The 487-nt window shown below is 55.0% G+C and carries 1 protein-coding gene; it reads left to right on the top strand.

Annotated features, from left to right (window positions below):
- A partial coding sequence (locus tag MUU47_RS00215) for a UDP-N-acetylglucosamine 2-epimerase (RefSeq protein WP_258986127.1) occupies positions 1-487 on the top strand: 487 nt, incomplete at both ends.

The following is a 487-nucleotide window of genomic DNA, read 5'->3' as shown; positions in this document are numbered from 1 at the left end:
ACCGCAAACTGACCGGTCATCTGGCGATGTATCATTTTGCCCCGACGGAAAACTCGCGTCAGAACCTGTTGCGCGAACTGCTGCCGGACGACCATATCTTCGTCACAGGTAACACGGTGATTGACGCGCTGTTCTGGGTACGAGATCGGGTGATGGGTGATGTTGCATTGCATGACAGCCTGGCACAACGCTACCCGTTCCTGGATGCCAACAAGAAAATGATCCTGGTGACCGGCCACCGTCGTGAAAGCTTTGGCGGCGGGTTTGAGCGGATTTGCAGCGCGCTGGCAGAGATTGCCCGTTCGCATCCAGAGGTGCAGGTCGTGTACCCGGTGCACCTCAATCCCAACGTCAGCGAGCCGGTCAACCGCATTCTGAAAGGGATTGATAACATCATCCTGATCGACCCGCAGGATTACTTGCCCTTTGTCTACCTGATGGCTAACGCTTATATGATCCTGACCGACTCTGGTGGTATTCAGGAAGA

Source organism: Scandinavium hiltneri, from assembly GCF_024764835.1.
GTDB lineage: Bacteria > Pseudomonadota > Gammaproteobacteria > Enterobacterales > Enterobacteriaceae > Scandinavium > Scandinavium hiltneri.
This window is presented reverse-complemented; position numbering and strand designations above follow the sequence as displayed.